General features: G+C 62.1%; 19 protein-coding genes and 5 tRNA genes. 16 read left to right on the top strand and 8 right to left on the bottom strand.

Annotated elements, in window-relative coordinates:
* Positions 1 to 135: 135 nt before the first annotated feature.
* Positions 136 to 333: a DUF3073 domain-containing protein gene (locus tag HMPREF2690_RS06860; protein WP_070423032.1), complete on the bottom strand. Its 198-nt coding sequence runs from the start codon at positions 331 to 333 to the stop codon at positions 136 to 138.
* Positions 334 to 462: 129 nt separating this feature from the next.
* Positions 463 to 1,521: a CAF17-like 4Fe-4S cluster assembly/insertion protein YgfZ gene (locus HMPREF2690_RS06855; protein ID WP_070820491.1), complete on the bottom strand. Its 1,059-nt coding sequence runs from the start codon at positions 1,519 to 1,521 to the stop codon at positions 463 to 465.
* 23 nt (positions 1,522 to 1,544) lie between these two features.
* On the opposite strand from HMPREF2690_RS06855, the gene HMPREF2690_RS06850 reads away from it, so the two are divergent.
* On the top strand, positions 1,545 to 2,441 hold the full coding sequence (locus HMPREF2690_RS06850) for an aminodeoxychorismate lyase (RefSeq protein WP_070423034.1): 897 nt from the start codon (positions 1,545 to 1,547) through the stop codon (positions 2,439 to 2,441).
* Between the two features lie 6 nt (positions 2,442 to 2,447).
* Here HMPREF2690_RS06850 and HMPREF2690_RS06845 read toward each other — a convergent pair whose 3' ends face one another.
* Together HMPREF2690_RS06845 and HMPREF2690_RS06840 are read right to left on the bottom strand one after the other, a co-directional pair.
* The gene (locus tag HMPREF2690_RS06845; RefSeq protein WP_070423035.1) at positions 2,448 to 3,113 is read right to left on the bottom strand and encodes a heme-binding beta-barrel domain-containing protein; all 666 of its coding nucleotides are present in this window, start codon (positions 3,111 to 3,113) and stop codon (positions 2,448 to 2,450) included.
* Complete coding sequence (locus HMPREF2690_RS06840) at positions 3,106 to 3,831, bottom strand: LmeA family phospholipid-binding protein (RefSeq protein ID WP_070820490.1); 726 nt, start codon at positions 3,829 to 3,831, stop codon at positions 3,106 to 3,108. The genes HMPREF2690_RS06845 and HMPREF2690_RS06840 overlap by 8 nt, the downstream gene beginning before the upstream one ends.
* Positions 3,832 to 3,862: 31 nt before the next feature.
* Here HMPREF2690_RS06840 and mshD point away from each other — a divergent pair, with 31 nt between their 5' ends.
* The 5 genes from mshD to pstB all read left to right on the top strand — a co-directional run bounded on the left by mshD (position 3,863) and on the right by pstB (position 8,857).
* Positions 3,863 to 4,744 carry a mycothiol synthase gene (mshD, locus tag HMPREF2690_RS06835; protein ID WP_070820489.1) on the top strand — a complete coding sequence of 294 codons (882 nt, stop codon included), beginning with the start codon at positions 3,863 to 3,865 and terminating at the stop codon, positions 4,742 to 4,744.
* A 160-nt stretch (positions 4,745 to 4,904) separates the two neighbouring features.
* The gene (pstS, locus tag HMPREF2690_RS06830) at positions 4,905 to 6,023 is read left to right on the top strand and encodes a phosphate ABC transporter substrate-binding protein PstS (RefSeq protein ID WP_070771617.1); all 1,119 of its coding nucleotides are present in this window, start codon (positions 4,905 to 4,907) and stop codon (positions 6,021 to 6,023) included.
* A gap of 101 nt (positions 6,024 to 6,124) precedes the next feature.
* Positions 6,125 to 7,108, top strand: a complete 984-nt coding sequence (gene pstC, locus HMPREF2690_RS06825) for a phosphate ABC transporter permease subunit PstC (RefSeq protein WP_083316789.1) — start codon at positions 6,125 to 6,127, stop codon at positions 7,106 to 7,108.
* Between the two features lie 15 nt (positions 7,109 to 7,123).
* Entirely contained in the window at positions 7,124 to 8,044 is a 921-nt protein-coding gene (gene pstA, locus HMPREF2690_RS06820) for a phosphate ABC transporter permease PstA (RefSeq protein WP_070820488.1), read from the top strand.
* A 36-nt stretch (positions 8,045 to 8,080) separates the two neighbouring features.
* Entirely contained in the window at positions 8,081 to 8,857 is a 777-nt protein-coding gene (gene pstB / locus HMPREF2690_RS06815; RefSeq protein WP_070820487.1) for a phosphate ABC transporter ATP-binding protein PstB, read from the top strand.
* Here the strand turns inward: pstB and HMPREF2690_RS06810 are convergent.
* The gene (locus tag HMPREF2690_RS06810) at positions 8,854 to 9,579 is read right to left on the bottom strand and encodes a phosphate signaling complex PhoU family protein (protein ID WP_070820492.1); all 726 of its coding nucleotides are present in this window, start codon (positions 9,577 to 9,579) and stop codon (positions 8,854 to 8,856) included. The genes pstB and HMPREF2690_RS06810 overlap by 4 nt on opposite strands.
* A gap of 27 nt (positions 9,580 to 9,606) precedes the next feature.
* Positions 9,607 to 10,767: a tRNA dihydrouridine synthase DusB gene (gene dusB, locus HMPREF2690_RS06805; RefSeq protein WP_070820486.1), complete on the bottom strand. Its 1,161-nt coding sequence runs from the start codon at positions 10,765 to 10,767 to the stop codon at positions 9,607 to 9,609.
* Positions 10,768 to 10,957: 190 nt separating this feature from the next.
* Here dusB and HMPREF2690_RS06800 point away from each other — a divergent pair, with 190 nt between their 5' ends.
* The 8 genes from HMPREF2690_RS06800 (at position 10,958) to HMPREF2690_RS06765 (ending at position 14,446) form a co-directional block, all read left to right on the top strand.
* Complete coding sequence (locus HMPREF2690_RS06800; protein ID WP_070820485.1) at positions 10,958 to 12,466, top strand: acetyl-CoA hydrolase/transferase family protein; 1,509 nt, start codon at positions 10,958 to 10,960, stop codon at positions 12,464 to 12,466.
* Between the two features lie 70 nt (positions 12,467 to 12,536).
* A tRNA-Lys gene (locus HMPREF2690_RS06795) sits at positions 12,537 to 12,609 on the top strand.
* A 107-nt stretch (positions 12,610 to 12,716) separates the two neighbouring features.
* Positions 12,717 to 13,523 (top strand): zinc transporter ZupT, encoded by an 807-nt coding sequence (gene zupT, locus HMPREF2690_RS06790; RefSeq protein WP_070820484.1) that lies wholly within the window; start codon positions 12,717 to 12,719, stop codon positions 13,521 to 13,523.
* Positions 13,524 to 13,581: 58 nt separating this feature from the next.
* Positions 13,582 to 13,654, top strand: a tRNA-Glu gene (locus HMPREF2690_RS06785).
* 1 nt (position 13,655) lies between these two features.
* Positions 13,656 to 13,732: transfer RNA gene (locus HMPREF2690_RS06780), tRNA-Asp, on the top strand.
* A gap of 190 nt (positions 13,733 to 13,922) precedes the next feature.
* Positions 13,923 to 13,996 (top strand) — tRNA-Asp (locus tag HMPREF2690_RS06775).
* Positions 13,997 to 14,013: 17 nt separating this feature from the next.
* Positions 14,014 to 14,086: transfer RNA gene (locus HMPREF2690_RS06770), tRNA-Phe, on the top strand.
* Between the two features lie 60 nt (positions 14,087 to 14,146).
* Positions 14,147 to 14,446 (top strand): GNAT family N-acetyltransferase, encoded by a 300-nt coding sequence (locus tag HMPREF2690_RS06765; protein ID WP_070569045.1) that lies wholly within the window; start codon positions 14,147 to 14,149, stop codon positions 14,444 to 14,446.
* On the opposite strand, the gene epsC is transcribed toward HMPREF2690_RS06765, so the two are convergent.
* Together epsC and cysK are read right to left on the bottom strand one after the other, a co-directional pair.
* Positions 14,443 to 15,033: a serine O-acetyltransferase EpsC gene (gene epsC, locus HMPREF2690_RS06760; RefSeq protein ID WP_070423046.1), complete on the bottom strand. Its 591-nt coding sequence runs from the start codon at positions 15,031 to 15,033 to the stop codon at positions 14,443 to 14,445. The two genes, HMPREF2690_RS06765 and epsC, sit on opposite strands and share 4 nt — an antisense overlap.
* Positions 15,034 to 15,143: 110 nt before the next feature.
* Entirely contained in the window at positions 15,144 to 16,079 is a 936-nt protein-coding gene (cysK, locus tag HMPREF2690_RS06755) for a cysteine synthase A (protein WP_070820483.1), read from the bottom strand.
* Between the two features lie 280 nt (positions 16,080 to 16,359).
* On the opposite strand from cysK, the gene ramA reads away from it, so the two are divergent.
* On the top strand, positions 16,360 to 17,205 hold the full coding sequence (gene ramA, locus HMPREF2690_RS06750) for an acetate metabolism transcriptional regulator RamA (RefSeq protein WP_070423049.1): 846 nt from the start codon (positions 16,360 to 16,362) through the stop codon (positions 17,203 to 17,205).
* A gap of 47 nt (positions 17,206 to 17,252) precedes the next feature.
* Positions 17,253 to 18,509: a UDP-N-acetylglucosamine 1-carboxyvinyltransferase gene (gene murA / locus HMPREF2690_RS06745; protein WP_070482168.1), complete on the top strand. Its 1,257-nt coding sequence runs from the start codon at positions 17,253 to 17,255 to the stop codon at positions 18,507 to 18,509.
* Positions 18,510 to 18,577: the final 68 nt, after the last annotated feature.

The raw sequence follows: 18,577 nt of genomic DNA, 5'->3' as shown, positions 1-18,577 counted from the left end.
GTCTGGTTCCACAAACACAGAGCTAGACGACCAGGGAAAACAGCAGGCTAGGACCGTCGAGCAGAAGCGCAGAAGGCCCCAGGCAACGCAAAAGCACCCCGAGCGAGCGGGGTGCACTTTTACGTGAAGGGTGGACTAGCGGTCGTCGTCCTCATCCCAGTTGGCGTAGTCGGCGTACTGGTCGTCCACCTCGGAGTCGTCGTCATCCCACCTGCGGCCCGGGGTCTTCCCTGCAAGCTCGCGTTGGAGCGAGGCGAGATCCATTTCAGGAGTGTTGTACTTCAGCTGGCGAGCAACCTTGGTCTGCTTGGCTTTTGCGCGTCCGCGGCCCATGGCGTGACCCCCTTGAGGTGGTTCTGGGCGGCCCATGTGTGGGCGGCCTCTTATGATTCTTCGTTATTTTCCTGTAGGACACTATAGCTTGAGTATCTTAAAAATGCCCCTTAGGTGTCCCACCTGCGGTTATTTTGGCGTCATGCCGCCACGACGAAGCTGATCAACGGCTTTGCGGCCCGCACGTTCACCCTCATCTTGTGGCAACGAGGAGGGGTCGACGGAGGCTGCAGCGCCCTGGATTTCGAGGGGAACCTCCAACGCGGAACGCTTCACTAGGGCGAGAGCCACCGGGCCTTCGTCGGCATCGTGTACGACGGTGCCGAGTCGGCCGACGTTTCGTCCGCCGGCGGTGATCTCCGAACCGGGCACCGGCTCCTCGGGGGCAGAGCCGTCGAGTTGGAGTTTGACCAAAAGCCTGGGGGAGCGGCCGAGGTTTTCCACTCGGGCAACGGTTTCCTGGCCGCGGTAGCAGCCCTTCTCCAGGTGGACGGCACCGATGTGGTCGCCACGATTGATGAGGTAGGGGGCTTCGTGGGGGATGGAGCGCTCGTCGAGGTCGGCGCGCTGCTCCGGCTCGCCGGCGGCGACGCGCAGGGCGGTAAACGCCATCAGACCGGCCAGTGGAAACTGTTCGGCGATCGCGTTGAGTTGCTCGCGGGGGATAGCGACGTCAGTGCGGCATGCCCCACCCCAGCCATCAATCACGCGAGTGAATACAGCGCCTTCAACCTGGGCAGCAGCAGGGCCAAGCAGCGTGACCACAGCAAGGTCGGTTTGCTCCACGGTCACCTCGGACCAGAACACCATGCGCTGCAGGTAGGTCAGCAGGCTTTCTGCCTGGTAGGAGGGGGTGTCCAGGTAAAACACGTCATCGACTACGGCGATATCGGCGTGGTGCAGGATGCGCCCCTGTGCGTTGAGGTCGAGGGCGGAGGCGGTGAACTCGGAGGTGGCGTCGTCAAGCTTTTGCGATAGCAGGTTGTTGAGGAAACCCGGCGTATCAGGGCCGGACACCGCAATGACGGCGCGGTTGGAGCGGTCGACGGCGACGGTATCTCTGGTGGCCTTGCGTTGTTCCCCCAGCGGATCGCCGTAGTGCCAGGCGACGCCGGTGGCGTCGAGAAGCGAATCGCCCGGAAGCTCCGCAGCACCCGGCTTGGCCAAAAGAACCGATGCGTAACCCATGGGCGCCTATCATAGGGGGCATTATGTCTATTGCACCGCTCGCGCCTGCGCCCGTGATCTACCTCGTCGAACCGTACGGCGGGTCCGTACGCCGCCAAAACACCAACATGCCCCACGTGTTCTGGGACGATGCGGTGGTCACGCGCGGCGATGGGATCTTTGAAAGCATCCTCATTCGAGATGGCAAACCGCTCAACCTGGAGAAGCATCTCGAGCGCTTCGCCCGGTCGGCGGAACTGATGGATCTGCCGGAGCCGGGCGCGGCCCACTGGGAGCGCGCCACCGAGGAGGCGGTCGCCGATTATTGCCGTGAGCGCGGCGGCACCGAAGGCGTGGAAGCGAAGTGCGTATGGACGCTCTCACGCGGCCGTGAAACCACCGGCGTTGCAACTGCTTGGCTGACCATACGCCCGCTTGACGACGACACCCTGGCACAACGCGAACGCGGCGTGTCCGTACTCACTACCCCGCGCGGCTACACCGTCACGGGCGATGCGCCGTGGATGCGCGAAGGTGCGAAAACGCTCAACTATGCGGCGTCGATGGCGGCGCTGCGTTGGGCGAAAGCCGGAGGCGCGGACGATGTCATCTACATCGACCCCGACACCGGACGCGTGCTCGAGGGGGTGACCTCGTCGGTGGTCATGGTGAAGAAGGGCGGGCGGTTGCGCACACCGGCACCGGGGCCGGGCGTGCTGGCCGGCACCACCCAAGCCGCCCTGTTTGAATACGCCGCCGAGCAGGGGTGGAAGTGCAAGGCGAAGGACATCTACCTCAACGAACTGTTCAAGGCGGAGTCGGTGTGGCTGGTGAGCTCGACGCGCATCGCCACCCGGGTCAAGCGCCTGGACGGCAAAAAGCTCCCCGCTCCCGACAATGAAGCCGAGATCAAGGAGCTGATTTCCGCGGCGCTGAGCTAACCGGCCCTAGCCCGCGATGCGCTTCAACTCTGCGGACATGTACGGCACCATCTCGCCGTTGACGGCGCGCTCGTCAACCCAGCCGAGGTTGTTGTTCGGCATCAGGCCGTAGAGGCGCTTGCCCGGGCCGTGAGACTCAGGGCCGGTCTCCGTTGCGATGGTGGAGGCGCTGGTGAGCTGCCATGCACGCTCGTTGACAGGCGCGCCGTACATGATCTCAACCAAACCGCGGGAGTTGGTCAGGGTCACCTCGATTTCGTCCTTGAGAGAGATGCGCCAGAAGCCGACCTCGCGCTGGTCGGCGCCGGTGGCGTTGCCGTCCTCGTCGAGACGCCACATGCGCGACTCGAAGCGGAGGTAATTCTCACCGTCGTGGGAGACAACAAGGCGCTGGCCGAAGGCGTACTCATCGCCGTTGTCGTTGGCCTGGCCGGAGCCGGTCCACACGCCAACCAGCGGCAGGAGTGCGAGCAGGCCGTCGTGCAGGCTCGGGCCGAAGCGCAGGTTTGCGGTGTCGTCCTCGAGCGGGAAATCCTCAAAGTCGAACGTCGGGATATTGCGGTGCGCGGTCGACTTGGACTGCTCGGACGCAAGGTTGACGGCGTCGTTGCCGCTTAAGGTGGCCGGTTTCGGCGTGTTTGCGGTGTTTTCTACGTTCTTTTCTTCACTCATGGTGTCCAAGGGTAGCTGCTTGTCCCATGGGGTTGAGGTCCGCCGGGTCAAATGCGGTGTTGATGCGGTCGCGCGAGAACTCAATCGAACCACCGCGCAACTGCACTCGGTCCGCCGGCCCGTCCAACGGTAGGGTGCGGGTGTCGAGGTCGAGGGTGAACGCGGCCTGGGTTTCGGGGGAGGTGTCGTCGATAAGTTTGCTGGGGCGCATCTGGAAGATGCCGTCGATCAGGCGCAGCGTAACCACAACCGTCACCGGATCTTCTGTACCCGGAACCGTGCCGGTGAGCCGGGCCTCGCTTGCGGCCCCGCCTGCGGGGGAGATGTCGTATGGGTTCGCGATGTCCAGGTCTGTGATGCCGAGCAGGGTGCCGAACCCGACGCCGTCGAGGCGCACCCGGCGGCGCACAAGGCGTGCGGTGCCCGATTCGAACTCGCCCGAAAGCGCTTCGCGTGGGTTGTCGAGGGCGAGGTCGAACACGTCTACGCCGGTCGTCGCTACGCCTGGCCCATCGACGGCAGCATCGAGGTGTTCCACGCTCACACGCGCGACCTTGCCGGTGAGCAGCGACGCCGTGTACGGGAAACCACCCACGGATGCCTGGAAGCCGGGCTGGGCGACGGTGCGTTCCACGTTCGCGGCTACGACCGTGTCAGCGCCAGCCAACACAGCCAGCGCCGCCGCCACGGCGACAGCCGCTTTCACACGTGCCCGCATCGTTTCCGCCCTCCGACGTACCCTCTAAGACATGACTGTCGACATCGTAAGCGCCACCCTGCCGGAAACCCTCGTCCGCCCCATTCTGGATGCCGCCCAATCCGAAGACGGCGTCGCCGCGTTCTCCGAGGCGTTCGAGCGCGGGCTTTTCGACGACACCCTCAACCACACCCACCTCATCGCCAAAACCGGCGATAAGACCGTGGCGGTCGCCGGCATTGCAGAAGACGGCTCCACCGAGCTGGCCGTCCATCCCGAGCACCGCGGCCACGGCTACGGCCGTGCCCTGGTTCAGGCTGTGCTGGAGCGCAACGCCGACGCTGGCTTCTGGGCCCATGGTGACCTGCCTGCAGCGCAGGCGATGGCACGCGACCTCGGGATGGAGCCAGTGCGAGAACTGCTGGTCATGGGGACTGCGCTGGATGCTGACGTGAAGGCGGAAGTGTGCGAGGGCTACGAGCTCGTCCAGTACCCGGAGTTGGTGTCGCGGTGGGGGCGTGAGGTCGTCGATAAGCAATGGCTCGAGGTCAACAACGACGCGTTCTCCTGGCACCCGGAGCAAGGCGGGTGGGACGTCGCGCAGCTGCACCGGGCGATGGACACCGACTGGTTCGACGCCGACGGCGTGTGGTTCCTCGTCGCCGGCGATGAGATTGCGGGCTTCCACTGGACCAAACGACACCCGGATGGCACCGGCGAAATCTATGTCGTCGGCCTCTCCTCGAAGCACCGGGGGGAGGGAATGGGGGGACCGCTGATTCAGGCCGGACTGAACTACCTCGCGGAGTGCGGATCCTCGCAGGTCATCCTCTATGTCGAAGGCGACAACGAGCCGGCGGTAAAGCGATACCGCCAGCTCGGCTTCGATACTCGCGAGCGCCACGTGGTTTACAAACCGACCTCCAAAAAATAGCGACTGACCTGCGGTGTTAGCCAGGATTTTACGAGTTCACCAATAGTTCACCCAATCAGCAACCAGGGATTAACCGGCGCTGTCTACGTTTTGTGTCGTAAGTGATCGGACATCTGCCTGGTGTTCCGGACCGAACAGTTAAATACCTGAAAGGTTCCCCGTGATTCGTAACTTCAAGCGCACCGCCGCAGTCATCGGCGTCGTAGCAGCCTCCTCCGCCACCCTCGTCGCTTGCGGCGGCTCCGACGACACCGAAGGTGCAGCAGGTACCGAAGCGGAATCCACCGCAACGGCCGAAAAGGGCGACTACGAGCTCTACGGCCAGCAGGGTGACATCCTCGCTGAGGGCGCATCCTCCCAGCAGAACGCCATCGACTACTTCGCCTCCGTCTACTCCGCAGAGGTTCCGGGCGCTTCCATCGCCTACACCCCGTCCGGCTCGGGCGCAGGCCAGAAGAACTTCATTGCCAACCAGGCTGTCTTCGCAGGTTCTGACTCGCCGCTGAAGGACGACCAGGTTGAGGCTGCTGCACAGCGATGTGGCGGCAACGAGGCTTGGCACCTGCCGTTCGTCATCGGCCCGGTTGCTATCGCCTACAACCTTGAGGGTGTCGACGAGCTCAACCTCACCGTGGACAACATCGTCGAGATCTTCCAGGGTGTCATCAAGACCTGGAACGACCCGAAGATCGCCGAGGCTAACCCGGGCGTTGAACTGCCGGACACCCCGATCAACGTCTTCTACCGCTCCGACGAGTCCGGCACCTCCGACAACTTCCAGAAGTTCCTCGCAGCTGCCTCCGACGGCAAGTGGGAGTCCTCCGGCAAGGCGTTCCCGAACGCAGTGGGCACCGGCGCCAACGGCTCCTCCGGTGTGGCACAGGAAGTCTCCGCTACCGAAGGTTCCATCACCTACGTCGAGGCCGGCTTTGCTGACAAGAAGGCCAACATCGACTTCGGCAACGGCCCGGTCGAGCTGACCAACGAGTCCGTGGCGAAGACCCTGGACAACCTGTCCTTCAAGACCGAGGGCCACAACATGGTCGTCGACGCTGACGCCCTGTTCTCCACCGACACCGCCGGCGCTTACCCGCTGGTGCTGACCACCTACGAGATCGTCTGCTCCGCCGGCTACGACGAGGCAACCTCCAAGATGGTCAAGGACTTCCTCAACATCGCCCTCGACCACCAGGATGCAGAGCTCGAGGCTGAGGGCTTCATCCCGGTCACCGGCGCACACGCTGAGCGTCTGCGCGAGGCGATCAACGCCATCCAGTAAGGCCAACTAGCGAACGACCCCCGACTGAACACAGTGACATCGGGGGTTGATTGCTGTAGACCACCCCTGTTTCTCTCCATTTATCTCAAGGATCCGAGCACATGGCTGACAATGACGTTGCGGTAGCGGAACGCACCGCACGGAACTCCGGACGCGTGAAGCGCCCCGGAGACCGGTTCTTCGAAATCTTCTCCACAGCATCTGCAACGCTGATCACCGTTCTCGTTGCTGCCATTGGTATCTTCCTGCTCGCGCAGGCGCTGCCGCCGCTGATGCGTAACGACGGCGGCGTGCTCGGCTTCTTCACCTACGGCGGACCGTGGCAGACCGCAGACCTGGACGCGATGCAGTTCGGTATTCCGAACCTGTTCTTCTCCACGGTGACCATCTCCATCATCGCGCTGATCATCGCGATGCCGGTCGCCCTCGGTGTTGCACTGTTCTTGTCCAACTACTGCCCGCAGCGCCTCGTGCGCCCGCTGGGCACCCTGGTGGACATGCTCGCAGCCGTGCCGTCGATCGTTTACGGCCTGTGGGGCGCACAGGTGCTTGGCCCGAAGTTGGGCAAGTTCTACGAGTGGGTCAACGGCTGGGGTGGCGATTTCTTCCTGTTCGCCACCTACCAAAACTCCCCGCCGTTCTCCACGGCCCGCAACGTCATGACCGGTGGCATCGTGCTCGCCATCATGATCCTGCCGATCATCGCCGCAACCGCCCGCGAGATCTTCGTGCAGACCCCTCCGGGACAGATCGAGTCCGCGCTGGCACTGGGTGCGACGCGCTGGGAGGTCATCCGCATGACCGTCATCCCGTTCGGTCTGTCCGGCTTCATCGCAGGCTCCATGCTCGGCCTTGGCCGCGCACTGGGCGAGACCATGGCGCTGTACATGGCGGTCGCACCGGCGAACGATTTCCGCGGTTCGCTTTTCGACGGCGGCACCACCTTCGCAACCGCCATCGCCAACGCCGCAGCCGAGTTCAACAACCCGGTGTCCGCCGGCGCCTACATCGCAGCAGGCCTGGTGCTGTTCCTGCTGACCTTCGTCGTCAACTCGATCGCGCGTGCGATCGTCAACAAGAAGTAAGGAGCGGAGCGAAACATGTCTACTGCAGTATCCAAACCGGCTGAGACAGCCCGCCCCGAAAACCCATTCATCGACATTGCCGCAGGCCGCAAGACCACCAACTCCATCATGGGTGGGCTGATGTGGTTCTGCATGTTCCTCGCACTTATTCCGCTGTTGTGGCTGCTGTTTACCGTGGTCTCGCGTGGCTGGCACGCCATCGTGGACCCGGCGTGGTGGACCTCCGACATGGTCGGCGTCCGCGCCTCCAAAGAGGGCGGCGGTGCGCTGCACGCGATCATCGGTACGCTCATGCAGACCCTGATTGCGTCGCTGTTCTCCATCCCGATCGGCGTGTTCACCGCGATCTACCTGGTTGAATACTCCAACGGCAACCGTTTGGGCCGGCTCACCACCTTCATGGTGGACATCCTTTCCGGTGTGCCGTCGATCGTTGCAGCACTGTTCGTCTACGCCCTGTGGATCACCATCCTTGGCCAGCAGCGCTCCGGCTTCGCCGTTTCGCTCGCGCTTATCCTGCTCATGGTGCCGGTCGTTGTGCGTAACACCGAAGAGATGCTGCGCGTCGTGCCGATGGACCTGCGCGAAGCCTCCTACGCACTCGGTGTGCCGAAGTGGAAGACCATCATGCGCATCGTGCTGCCGACCGCCCTGTCGGGCATTGTCACCGGCATCATGCTGGCAATCGCCCGCGTCATGGGCGAGTCCGCACCGGTGCTGATCCTCGTCGGCTCCACCCCCGCAATTAACTGGTTCGACATGTTTGACAAGCCGCAGTCCTCGCTGCCGCTGTACATGCTGGACATGTGGAAGTCCGGTGCCACCGGCCCGGCCAACGACCGACTCTGGGGCGCAGCACTGACGCTGGTCATCCTCGTTGTCACGTTGAATTTGCTCGCACGCTTCATCGCAAAGCGCTTCTCGGTCAAGAAGTAACCATCCCGCCCGCGTCCCTGTCAGGAGAACTCACAGATGTCCACCAAGCTCGAACTCAACGACGTCAACATTTACTACGGCGATTTCCACGCCGTGCAGAACGTCAACATGGAAATCCCTTCCAAGTCGGTCACCGCGTTTATCGGCCCGTCCGGCTGTGGTAAGTCCACCGTGCTGCGCACGATCAACCGCATGCACGAAGTCATCCCCGGCGCTTCCGTCAAGGGCCAGATTCTTCTCGACGGCCACGACATCTACGGCAAGAACGTCGACCCGGTTGCCGTGCGCAACACCATCGGCATGGTGTTCCAGAAGGCAAACCCCTTCCCAACGATGTCCATCGAGGACAACGTCGTCGCCGGCTTGCGCCTGGCGGGGGAGAAGGACAAGAAGAAGCTCAAGGAAGTAGCTGAGCAGTCCCTTCGCGGTGCGAACCTGTGGGACGAAGTAAAGGACCGCCTGGACAAGCCGGGCGGCGGCCTTTCCGGTGGCCAGCAGCAGCGCCTGTGCATCGCTCGTGCGATCGCCGTGCGTCCAGAGGTGCTGCTTATGGACGAGCCGTGCTCCGCCCTCGACCCCATCTCCACCCTTGCCGTGGAGGACCTGATCCACGAACTGAAGGATCAGTACACGATTGTCATCGTGACCCACAACATGCAGCAGGCAGCGCGCGTGTCCGACAAAACCGCGTTCTTCTCGCTCGAGGCCACCGGCCGCCCGGGCCACCTTGTGGAGTTCAACGACACCACCACCATCTTCGAAAACCCAGAGCAGAAGGAAACCGAAGACTACATCTCCGGCCGCTTCGGCTAAGGCCTGCGGAACTTGCGCTCGATGGTGGCGAACTTCTCCAGATTCTCGTAATCCGGTTCGTCCCGCTGGCGCAAGTACGCCTCAGGCCGCAAACCGGTCACCAGGAACACCATCTGGCCGGCAATATCTACGCAGCGGTCTGCGTAGCGCTCGTAGTAGCGCGAAATCATCGACAGGTCGACGGCCTCGCGAGTGGAGTATTCCCACTCCCGGTCGGAGACCAACGTGCTTAAGAACGCGCGCATGTCGTCGACGCCCTCGTCGATAGTGTGCAGCTCAACTGCCACATCCGGATCCGGATCATCCAACAATGCTCGGGTGGTGGCACCCATCGCAGCCACCAACCGGGTCATTTCCTCGACGTAGCCGTGCAGCGGCGGCGGATACACCGACGCGGGGTGGCGCTGGCGCACCAGGACAGCAATGTTGCGGGCGAGCGAACCCATGCGTTCGAAGTATTCCACTAGGTGGATGGCGGCGAGCACCTGGCGTAGATCTGTCGCCACAGGGTTTTGCAGTGCGAGCAGGCGCATGCTGCGTTCCTCGCAACGCTCGCCGATTTCTTTGAGTTCGTCGATAAGTGTCAGGGCGGTTTCGGCGTCATCGAGTGACTGCTCCAGCAGACCCTTCGACGCGTGCCCCATGATTGTGCGCACCGTGTCGCACATGGTCATGAGGTCCTGGTTGAAGGCCTCCAGAGTCTCTCGGTAGGCGGCTCTCAGCATGCGCTTCATGCTACGCGCTCGCAGTTAGCCACCGTTATTCTCAATTTCTGCGCCCTCAGGGACGGTGTCGTCTTCTGGATCGTCCAACCACCCCTCCGGCAAGGCGATCTTGCCGGCAGAACCTTGGCGGCCACGCGCGTCGTCCGCATGTTCGGCCATCTCCTCAGAATCAGCGATGGGAGCCAGGCGCTCCTTCAACTCCGCGAGCGAAGTCACCTGGGCGAGCGACTTGCGGAACTCGCCGCCAACCGGGAAACCGCGCATGTACCAGCCGGTGTGCTTGCGGATGTCGCGGCATGCATGCTCTTCGCCGTCGTGCTCTGCCAACAGTTCTGCGTGGCGGTAGATGATGCTGGCTACCTTGCCCAACGTTGGCTCCGGCGGGATCTCCTCGCCGCGCAACTGCGCGCCCAGTTGCGCGAACAGCCACGGGCGCCCAAGGCAGCCGCGTCCGACCTCCACGCCGTGGCAGCCGGTTTGCTCCATCATTTTCGCCGCATCGTCGGCGGCGAAGATATCGCCGTTGCCGATCACCGGCACACCGGTACCGTCCATGTGCTCCACAAGGCGGCCGATTTCGTCCCAGTGCGCAGCGCCCGAGTATCGCTCGGCGCCGGTACGGGCGTGCAGTGCCACTGCAGCGGCGCCTGCTTCGGCGGCGATGCGGCCAGCGTCCAGGTGCGTGTGGTGGTCTGCGTCAATGCCGATGCGGAACTTCACCGTAATTGGAATGCCCGAGCCTTCCGCAGCGCGCACCGCGGCGTCGACGATGTTGCCGTACAGACGCCGCTTGTATGGGATCGCACAGCCTCCGCCCTTGCGCGTGACCTTCGGCACTGGGCAGCCGAAGTTCATATCCACGTGATCGGCGATATCTTCCTCGACGATCATCCGCACGGCTTCATATGTGAACTTGGGGTCCACCGTGTACAGCTGCATCGACCGCGGCGTTTCCACATCCGCGAAGGTGGTCATGTGCATCGTCTTCTCGTTGCGAGCCACCATCGCACGCGCCGTGATCATTTCGCAGACGTACAGCCCCGAGGATGTGCCGGTGAGTTCCTCCTCGATCTCCCGGCACAGCACACGAAACGGCATGTTGGTCACCCCGGCCATCGGCGCGAGGATGACGGGGGAGTTCAGATCAATGCCGCCGATAGTTAAGGCGGGGGCTGCGGTAGTCATAGTTCTGCCTATTGTTCACGCCCGTTGTCGCCCCGTCCAATCGTGGTTGCTACGCCCGTTCGGGGGTGATTTGGGCGTCGATAAGCATTTGCTTTGCGACGAGACCACACACCCTCATGGCAATGAGTGATGGGTCACAATATGGTGGGGGTGTTACCTGAACGGATTTAACAGGATTGAGGGAGATCACATGAGCGATCGTATTGCTTCCGCCAAGTTGCGTGACAAGGTCATGACCGCCGAAGAGGCCGTCCAGTTTGTCAACCACGGCGACAAGGTTGGTACTTCCGGCTTCACCGGTGCTGGCTACCCGAAGGCCATGCCGGCCGCAATCGCAGAAAAGGCAAAGGCCGCCCATGCGAAGGGGCAGGACTTCTCCATCGACTTGTACACCGGCGCCTCCACGGCACCGGAGTGCGACGGCGTTCTCGCTGAGGCAGGCGCGCTGCGTTACCGCATGCCGTACCAGTCTGACCCGACCATGCGTAACAAGATCAACGCTGGCGAGATGAAGTTCCAGGACATTCACCTGTCCCACTCCGGCATGATGGTCGAGCAGGGCTTCTTCGGTGACGTTGACCTCGCCATCGTCGAGGCAGTGCGCATCACCGAAGAGGGCAACATCGTCCCGTCTTCCTCTGTTGGTAACTCCGTGGAGTTCCTCAACGCAGCTAAGAAGATCATCATCGAGGTCAACTCCTGGCAGTCCGAGGAGCTCGAGGGCATGCACGACATCTGGCTCGTGCCGCCGCTGCCGAACCGTATCCCGATCCCGATCACCAAGGCCGGCGACCGCATCGGCAAGACCTACATCGAGATCGACCCGGAGAAGGTCGTCGCAGTCATCGAGACCAACGACGCTGACCGCAATGCACCGTTCAAGGCACCGGACGAGGTCTCCGAGCAGATCGCAGGCAACTTCCTCGACTTCCTGGAGAACGAAGTCAAGGCCGGCCGCCTCACCTACGACGGCTACGTCATGCAGTCCGGTGTGGGCAACGTCCCGAACGCCGTGATGGCAGGACTGATGGATTCCAAGTTTGAGAGCATCCAGGCCTACACCGAGGTCATCCAGGACGGCATGGTCGACCTGATTGACGCCGGCAAGATGACCGTCGCCTCCGCAACCTCCTTCTCCCTGTCGCCCGAGTACGCAGAGAAGATGAACAACGAGGCATCCCGCTACCGCGAGTCCATCATCCTGCGCCCGCAGTCCATCTCCAACCACCCGGAGGTCATCCGCCGCACCGGCTTGATCGCCTCCAACGGCATGATCGAGGCGGACATCTACGGCAACGCCAACTCCACCCACATCAACGGCTCCCGTCTGATGAACGCCCTGGGCGGCTCTGGCGACTTCACCCGCAACGCCTACATTTCCTCGTTCATCTCCCCGTCCGTGGCCAAGGATGGCGCCATCTCTGCAATCGTGCCGATGGTTTCCCACGTCGACCACACCGAGCACGACGCCATGGTCTTCATCACCGAGTACGGTGTCGCCGACCTGCGTGGCCTCGCGCCGCGTGACCGCGTTGCAAAGATGATCTCCATCGCCCACCCGCAGTACCGTCCGCTGCTGGAGGAGTACGTCGAGCTCGCCGCGAAGTGCAAGTACCAGGCAACCCCGCACGACCTGCGCCACGCCTTCGACTTCCACACCCGCATCCAGGAGACTGGCACCATGATGAAGGAGAGCTAAAGCCTCCTTCCGGCGCGCGTGCAGGGCGATTACCGCACGCGCGCACATGGGGGCTACACTTGGCCCCCGCGGGCCTTTAGCTCAGTTGGTAGAGCTACGGACTTTTAATCCGCAGGTCGTGGGTTCGATCCCCACAGGGCCCACCGTAAGCCCCGGCTAACGCCGGGGCTTTTCGCGTTCTTGGGCCCCCTTCTGTGCCGGGTTGATGGGTTTGCGAGTGCCACAAGGTGGAACCAGCTAACCTGCGCGTATGGATATCAGTACCGCAACGCCCACGGCCGTCGGCATCGCCTTGGGGATCTCGTTGTTGGCCGGGCTATCCACTGGCTTCGGCGGGCTGATCGTCGCCCTGAAACGTGCTCCGGGCGCGGGTTTTCTCGCTGGGGCGCTTGGATTCTCGGCCGGTGTGATGGTCTACATCTCGTTTGTTGAGCTGCTGCCTCAAGGAATCGAGGGGCTCGCTGAAGCAGGCAGTCCCCGTGCGGAACTCTGGGGCACCGTCGCCTTCTTCGCGGGAATCGGGCTGATCGCGCTTATCGACCGCCTCGTGCCCGAAGAGATCAACCCCCACGAAGAACCCTCGGAAAGTGGGGTCAGTAAAGCACAGTTACGCAACGTGGGTGTCCTCAGTGCCGTTGCCATCGCCATCCACAACTTCCCGGAAGGGTTTGCCACGTTTGCTGTAGCGCTCGCGGATCCAGCCCTTGCTGTCCCTCTCGCGGTGGCGATTGCGATCCACAACATCCCGGAAGGCATCGCGGTCGCGGTCCCTATGCGAGAGGCCACCGGATCCCGCCGCAAAGCCGCCTGGTGGGCCACCCTGTCGGGCCTAGCGGAGCCGTTGGGTGCCATCGTGGGGTATTTGCTTCTCCAGCCGTTCCTGGGGCCACAGTCGCTCGGCATCACGTTCGCTGCAATCGCGGGCATCATGGTGTTCGTCAGCCTGGACAAACTGCTGCCCACAGCCATCCAAACCGGCAAACACCACACCGCAATTTACGGGATGATTGTCGGCATGATTGTGATGGCATTCAGTCTGCTCATTTTGCCGGGCTAGCAGGCTATTTGGAGGAAATGCCGTACCTAGCTTATGATGAGCGGGCTGTCTTTTCAGCGCCCCCATCGTCTAGAGGCCTAGGACTCCGCCCTTTCACGGCGGCAACACGGGTTCGAATCCCGTTGGGGGTACGGCCCTGTGGCGCAGTTGGTTAGCGCGCCGCCCTGTCACGGCGGAGGTCGCGGGTTCAAGTCCCGTCAGGGTCGCCATCACGCCCCGAGGTTTTCCTCGGGGCGTTTTGCTTTGCGACGATGCCGTGCACGCAATCGTCGCAAAGCAACGCCCTGAAATAGTGATTGAGCAGGCGATTTGTCTGCCATGGTGAGGTCTGTGTAATGTATCAACTCGTGCAAGCGACAGTGTGAACACACTGAAGTGAGTGCGAAATAACAACATATCGGCCCTGTGGCGCAGTTGGTTAGCGCGCCGCCCTGTCACGGCGGAGGTCGCGGGTTCAAGTCCCGTCAGGGTCGCAGAACCGTAAGGTTCTGGCCAGATAGCTCAGTTGGTAGAGCACACGCCTGAAAAGTGTGGGGTCGCCAGTTCGATCCTGGCTCTGGCCACATCAGAAACGCCCCTTTCGCAATAATGCGGAAGGGGCGTTTCGCGCTATAGTCGGGCCCATGTCTGCAACACCTGAAAACACTGTGCGCAAGAACGAGGCAGAAGGCCAGTACGAAATCCTCGTCGGCGACGAGGTCGCGGGCTACGCCACCTACACCGACCAAGACGGTGTACGGGACCTGCCACACACCGTGGTGGATCCGAAGTTCCGCGGACAAGGCCTGTCCAAGCCTCTGATGAAATACGCGCTCGACGACGCACGCGCCGACGGCATGCTGGTTACCCCCACCTGCCCGGCGGTTGAGCGCTACATCGAAAGCAACCCCGAATACGCCGACCTCGTCGCGGCCGAAGACTAAATGATGTAGTCGCCCTTGTTGACGTAGCAGTCCGGGTCCACCAAACGCGCCCGCTCATCCGTCTTCCGGGGGCGAATCTTCGCCGGAATCCCCACGGCAATCGAATGGGGCGGCACATCCTTCGTCACAACCGCATTCGCGCCGACAGCGGAACCCTCACCGATAACCACGGGGCCGAGCACCTTCGCGCCAGCGCCAATAGTGACGTTGTCGCACACCGTCGGGTGACGCTTCGTTTGCGTAAGCACCTGACCACCCAACGTCACGCCGTGGTAGAGCATGACGTTGTCACCGATCTCCGCGGTCTCCCCAATCACGATCCCCATACCGTGATCGATGAAAAACTTGCGCCCAATCGTCGCGCCCGGGTGAATCTCAATACCGGTAAGGAAACGATTGGCCTGCGCCAAAATACGTGCCGCGCCCTTCCAGCCGCGCTTCCACATGACGTGGCAGACACGGTGCATCCAAATGGCATGCAACCCGGAATAGACAACAGCGTTCTCAACATCGCCTCGCGCCGCAGGATCATGATCGCGGGCGTTGGCTAGATCTTCGCGGATGGTCGACACCACAGATTTGGCCATAGAAAGCATGGCGTGCAGTGTACCAACCTGTTCATTTGGGCCGACAATAAAAATTCCCCTCCCTGCCAGCGATGGTGTGGTGGCGGGGAGGGGAGTCGTCGATAAGCAGATTAGTCGCGAATGTCCTCGTAGAGGATCGTGGAGACATAGCGCTCGCCGAAGTCCGGGATGATCACAACGATGGTCTTGCCCGCGTTCTCTTCACGAGCAGCCAGCTCGAGAGCGGCCTTCACGTTCGCGCCGGCAGAGATGCCGCCGAGGATCGCATCCTTGATCGCCAGTTCGCGAGAAGTAGACACGGCATCCTCGTTGCTGACAGCGATGATCTCGTCGACAACCGTGCGGTCCAGCGTGCCCGGTACAAAGTTTGCGCCGAGGCCCTGGATCTTGTGCGGGCCAGCCTCGCCCTTGGACAGCAGCGGGGAAGCAGCCGGCTCAACCGCGACGGCCTTCACATCAGCCTTCTGCTCCTTGAGGTACTTGCCAGCGCCCGAAATCGTGCCACCGGTACCAACGCCAGCGACGATGAAGTCAACCTCGCCGTCAGTGTCGTTCCAGATCTCCGGACCGGTGGTGGCGTAGTGGATCTTCGGGTTTGCTTCGTTCTCAAACTGACGGGCCAGGATAGCGCCCTCGTTCTTCTCGACGAGCTCGTTCGCCTTCTCCACAGCACCCTTCATGCCAGCGGCACCCGGGGTAAGCACGATCTCCGCACCGTACGCGCGCAGCAGCACGCGACGCTCGGTGGACATCGTCTCCGGCATGGTCAGGATGACCTTGTAGCCCTTCGCTGCACCCGCGAGAGCGAGTGCGATACCGGTGTTGCCGGAGGTTGCCTCGACGATGGTGCCGCCAGGCTTCAGCTCGCCGGAGGCCTCGGCAGCCTCGATGATTGCCTTGCCGATGCGGTCCTTGACCGAGTTTGCAGGGTTGTAAAACTCGAGCTTTGCAAGAACTCGAGCCTTCGAGTTCTCGGTGATGCCCTGCAGCTCCACGAGCGGGGTGCCGCCGATGAGGTCGAGGACGTTCTTTGCAATCTTCGCCATGATGCTCCTTTAAACACGTTGATTGTTGGAGTTGCTGCCAGACAGCATACACGCCACGCTAGACAGGGCGGTATAGATCTACTGAACCGATAGGTACGGGGGAGGGTTTGAAATTGCGACTTGCCCGATTGGGCTCGACTTTCCTGTGGCTCCATATCGGCGGGGCTAAATTTTGCTACCCCCGTTCGCGCGTTATGATGGTGAAGATTTTCGGCCAAGTTCAACTCCGGGTGAGCCCAAACGGGTGACCCCGGTTCGTGGAAGGCAAACAGGTATGACGATGGACGCGCAGCGCATCAAAGACGACGACGATGCGATCCGTGCGGCACTCACCGCTTTGAAAACCACAACGGGCATCCCCGTTGCCATGTACGGAACCCTCATTGCGGAAAACCGACTGCAGATCACCCAGTGGATCGGACTGCGAACCCCTGCGCTGCAGAACCTCACCCTCGATGCCGGCACCGGTGTCGGTGGTCGTGTGGTGAACACTCGCCGCGCCGCGGGTGTTTCCGACTACACACGTGCAAACACGATTTCCCACGAGTACGACAAGCAGATCCAGGACGAAGGACTGCACTCGATCGTGGCTGTGCCCGTCATTGTTAACCGTGAGGTACGTGGCGTCCTCTACGTCGGTGTTCACTCGCCGGTTCGCCTCGGCGAAAAGGTCATTGAGGAAGTCACGATGACTGCGCGTTGCCTCGAGCAAGAACTGGCAGTCAATGCAGCCCTGCGCTCAGGCGACGGGGCTGGCGACCGTGCAGGCGCCAAGGGCGGCCGTCAGATGAGCGGTGCCGAATGGGAGCAGGTGCGCTCCACCCACTCGAAGCTGCGCATGTTGACCAACCGTGTCGACGACGAAGACCTGCGCAAGGAACTTGAGCAGCTTTGCGAGCAGCTGGTTTCCCCAGTGCGCGTGAAGCAGACCACGAAGCTCTCCGCCCGCGAGCTTGACGTGCTGTCCTGTGTGGCGCTGGGTCACACCAACGTTGAAGCGGCCGAAGAGATGGGGATCGGTGCGGAGACGGTGAAGTCCTACCTGCGAAGCGTGATGCGCAAGCTTGGTGCTCACACCCGCTATGAAGCGGTGAACGCGGCACGCCGTATTGGCGCGCTTCCCTAACCCTTGACGTTCTGGAGCGCCCCGCAGAGTTCGGTACTGTTGTGGGCGTGAAAGAACGTTTTTTGGTCACAGGTGGAACGCGACTCGAAGGCCTAGTGCACGTCGGGGGTGCGAAAAACAGTGTCCTCAAACTTATGGCAGCAGCGCTGCTGACCGAGGGCACGACGACACTTCGCAACTGCCCTGAGATTCTCGACGTCCCGCTCATGGGCGACGTCCTCGTCGGCCTTGGTTGTGAAGTGGAGATTGAAGGCGATGTCGTACGCATCACAACACCCGCTGAACTGTCCCCACATGCCGACTTTGACGCGGTCCGACAGTTCCGCGCTTCTGTGGCGGTGCTGGGGCCTCTCGTCGCAAGGTGTACTGAGGCGTACGTTGCGCTCCCAGGGGGCGACGCCATCGGTTCGCGCCCTCTGGACATGCATCAATCAGGGTTGGAAAAGCTCGGTGCGACGACCCATATCGAACACGGCGCGGTTGTTGCACGTGCTGAGAAGCTCCGCGGCGCCGCAATCGAGCTCGACTTCCCGTCGGTCGGCGCTACCGAAAACATTGTCACGGCAGCAGTGCTTGCGGAAGGTCGTACGACCCTGGATAACGCCGCCCGTGAACCCGAGATCGTCGATCTTTGCGACATGCTCAACGCAATGGGCGCGAATATCACTGGCGCCGGCACATCCTGTATCACCGTCGACGGTGTGGAGAAACTACACCCCACTGAACGGACGGTGATCGGCGATCGCATCGTCGCTGGCACGTGGGCATATGCCGCGGCCATGACGCAGGGTGATGTCACCGTTACCGGCGTCGCGCCTGGTCACCTGCACCTCGCATTGGCGAAGTTGAAGCTCTCGGGTGCCGAGGTGGAGACCTACGACAACGGCTTCCGCGTGCAAATGCGTCAACGCCCGAAAGCCGTCGACTATCAGACGCTGCCGTTCCCGGGCTTCCCAACTGACCTCCAGCCGATGGCGATCGCCCTGTCTGCAGTGGCAGACGGCGTTTCCGTCATTACTGAGAATGTCTTCGAAGCACGCTTCCGCTTTGTCGACGAAATGATGCGCCTTGGTGCCGACGCCAACGTCGACGGCCATCACGTAATGATCCGAGGCGTGGAAAGCCTGTCATCAACCGACGTGTGGTCTTCGGACATCCGTGCAGGTGCCGGTCTAGTTTTGGCTGGTCTTGTGGCAGACGGCGTCACCACAGTTCACGATGTGCACCACATCGACCGCGGCTACCCGGAGTTTGTTGAGAACCTCAACAGGCTTGGGGGTCATGTAGAACGTGTTAACGACTAGGCATTTACCCGCAGTAACCTGCGGGTTTGTGTTTATGTTTGGGTGTGTGTAACTTAATCCCAGTCAGC

Source organism: Corynebacterium sp. HMSC034E11, assembly GCF_001835905.1.
Classification (GTDB): Bacteria; Actinomycetota; Actinomycetes; order Mycobacteriales; family Mycobacteriaceae; genus Corynebacterium; species Corynebacterium coyleae.
This window is presented reverse-complemented; position numbering and strand designations above follow the sequence as displayed.

Excerpts from the sequence above, each read along its gene's own strand:
- HMPREF2690_RS06860 (WP_070423032.1), bottom strand. The coding sequence starts at position 333 with ATGGGCCGCGGACGCGCAAAAGCCAAGCAGACCAAGGTTGCTCGCCAG.
- HMPREF2690_RS06855 (WP_070820491.1), bottom strand. The coding sequence starts at position 1,521 with ATGGGTTACGCATCGGTTCTTTTGGCCAAGCCGGGTGCTGCGGAGCTT.
- HMPREF2690_RS06850 (WP_070423034.1), top strand. The coding sequence starts at position 1,545 with ATGTCTATTGCACCGCTCGCGCCTGCGCCCGTGATCTACCTCGTCGAA.
- HMPREF2690_RS06845 (WP_070423035.1), bottom strand. The coding sequence starts at position 3,113 with ATGAGTGAAGAAAAGAACGTAGAAAACACCGCAAACACGCCGAAACCG.
- HMPREF2690_RS06840 (WP_070820490.1), bottom strand. The coding sequence starts at position 3,831 with ATGCGGGCACGTGTGAAAGCGGCTGTCGCCGTGGCGGCGGCGCTGGCT.
- mshD (WP_070820489.1), top strand. The coding sequence starts at position 3,863 with ATGACTGTCGACATCGTAAGCGCCACCCTGCCGGAAACCCTCGTCCGC.
- pstC (WP_083316789.1), top strand. The coding sequence starts at position 6,125 with ATGGCTGACAATGACGTTGCGGTAGCGGAACGCACCGCACGGAACTCC.
- pstA (WP_070820488.1), top strand. The coding sequence starts at position 7,124 with ATGTCTACTGCAGTATCCAAACCGGCTGAGACAGCCCGCCCCGAAAAC.
- pstB (WP_070820487.1), top strand. The coding sequence starts at position 8,081 with ATGTCCACCAAGCTCGAACTCAACGACGTCAACATTTACTACGGCGAT.
- dusB (WP_070820486.1), bottom strand. The coding sequence starts at position 10,767 with ATGACTACCGCAGCCCCCGCCTTAACTATCGGCGGCATTGATCTGAAC.
- HMPREF2690_RS06800 (WP_070820485.1), top strand. The coding sequence starts at position 10,958 with ATGAGCGATCGTATTGCTTCCGCCAAGTTGCGTGACAAGGTCATGACC.
- zupT (WP_070820484.1), top strand. The coding sequence starts at position 12,717 with ATGGATATCAGTACCGCAACGCCCACGGCCGTCGGCATCGCCTTGGGG.
- HMPREF2690_RS06765 (WP_070569045.1), top strand. The coding sequence starts at position 14,147 with ATGTCTGCAACACCTGAAAACACTGTGCGCAAGAACGAGGCAGAAGGC.
- epsC (WP_070423046.1), bottom strand. The coding sequence starts at position 15,033 with ATGGCCAAATCTGTGGTGTCGACCATCCGCGAAGATCTAGCCAACGCC.
- cysK (WP_070820483.1), bottom strand. The coding sequence starts at position 16,079 with ATGGCGAAGATTGCAAAGAACGTCCTCGACCTCATCGGCGGCACCCCG.
- ramA (WP_070423049.1), top strand. The coding sequence starts at position 16,360 with ATGGACGCGCAGCGCATCAAAGACGACGACGATGCGATCCGTGCGGCA.